Source organism: Streptomyces sp. SDr-06 (genome assembly GCF_003324565.1).
Lineage (GTDB): Bacteria > Actinomycetota > Actinomycetes > Streptomycetales > Streptomycetaceae > Streptomyces.
This window is the reverse complement of record NZ_QOLA01000069.1, coordinates 1-1498: the sequence shown is the minus strand read 5'-3', so window position 1 is coordinate 1498 and position 1498 is coordinate 1. Positions and strand designations below refer to the sequence as shown.

Annotated in this window: 2 protein-coding genes; one reads left to right on the top strand and one right to left on the bottom strand. The window is 62.6% G+C overall.

Annotation, left to right across the window (positions count from 1 at the left end):
* Positions 1–43 precede the first annotated feature (43 nt).
* Positions 44–514: a nuclear transport factor 2 family protein gene (locus tag DT019_RS39000; RefSeq protein WP_114041733.1), complete on the bottom strand. Its 471-nt coding sequence runs from the start codon at positions 512–514 to the stop codon at positions 44–46.
* 65 nt (positions 515–579) lie between these two features.
* Between DT019_RS39000 and DT019_RS38995 the strand changes: the two genes are divergently transcribed.
* Entirely contained in the window at positions 580–1473 is an 894-nt protein-coding gene (locus DT019_RS38995; protein ID WP_114041732.1) for an IS982 family transposase, read from the top strand.
* The last annotated feature ends 25 nt before the right edge of the window (positions 1474–1498 follow it).

The window sequence follows — 1498 nt, the reverse complement described above, 5'->3', positions numbered from 1 at the left end:
CTAGACGAATGAGTCCGATGTAATCAGCGGTGGGGCGATCGCTCTACTGCGCAGGTGGGCCGAAGTCGCCCTGCCGCCAGATGACGTCAAGCGTGACCGTCTGGAACCGCCATCCAGCCGTGGTACGGACTGTGACGCCGGCCAGCACGCCACCGGCAAGGAACAGGTTGTTGTCATCTGTTGTGCCGTCCTCTTGCAGGACGGTGTGCGTGACGTGGGTGTTCGCCTGGAACGTGGCCCGGTCGCCATTGATGTCGACGAGCGTGTTGGTAAAGAGGTGCTGCGTGGGCCCGAAGGGCCTCATCACGTCCTTGTGGAAGTCATCCATGCCTTCGAGACCGTGATGGCCGCCCGGGGGCAGTTCGATCTCGCCGTCCGGCACGAACAGCGTCGGCAGCATCGCGCTGAAGGAGCGGTCGTCGAACACCTTCGCGTACCTGTCCACGAGTTCATGGATCGCGGTGCGGTCGGTCAGGCTCAGCAGCGCCAGTGCTTGATCTTCGGGTGTCATCATGCCGCCGATGTTAGCCAATATGGGCCGATTCACCCCGAGTTCATCGAGATGTTCAGGATTGGTGTGTGCCCGATGAATTGAACACACTGCTCACCGCCTTGTACGTAAAGATCGACGACGATCTGGAGACAGGGCGATGGATGGGCTGTCCGCCGCGGTTGAGTGACGCGGAGCTGGTCACCCTTGCGGTCGCGCAGGCGTTGCTGGGGTTCCACTCCGAGGCACGGTGGCTGCGGTACGCGAACCAGCACCTGGCCTCGATGTTCCCGTACCTTCCGCAGCAGTCCGGGTACAACAAGCGTCTCAAGGCCGCGTTGCCGCTGGTCAAGAAGGCGATACGAATGCTCGCCGTCGATACGGACTTCTGGTTCGACAACCACTGGATCGTCGACTCCACTCCGTTGCCGTGCGGTATGTCGAGGCCGACAGTGAAGCGGTCGGAGATGGCTGGCTGGGCCGGATACGGGTACTGCGCCTCCCACTCCCGATACTTCTGGGGCCTGCGCCTCTACCTGGTCTGCACCCCAACCGGCATGCCGATCCTATGGGCGCTCGCCAACGCGAAGACGGACGAGCGAGAGGTCCTGCAGGCCATGCTCGACATCGACGCCGGCCTGGTCGCCGACCGGCCGGGACTGCTGCTGATCTCTGACAAGGGCTTCGCCTCCAAGGAATTCGAGAACGACCTCGCGATGCGGGGAGTCACTCTGCTGCGGCCCTCGTTCAAGCGGGAGAAGAAGCGCAAGGGCGAAGGACTACTGAAGTCCGTGAGGCAGCTCATCGAGTCCGTGAACGACACGCTCAAGGGCCAGTTGAACCTGGAACACCACGGTGGACGGACCTTCGAAGGCGTCGCCGTCCGTGTCGCCCAACGTGTCCTCGCGATGGCCGCCGCGATCTGGCGAAACCACAAGACTGGCGCCCCGACTCTCCGGTCGCTCATCGCATTCGATCACTGAACACATCGGACTCATTCGTCTAGGT

What these genes read in the sequence shown, in the direction of transcription:
- DT019_RS39000 (WP_114041733.1), bottom strand. Translation starts at nt 514, where the DNA reads ATGATGACACCCGAAGATCAAGCACTGGCGCTGCTGAGCCTGACCGAC.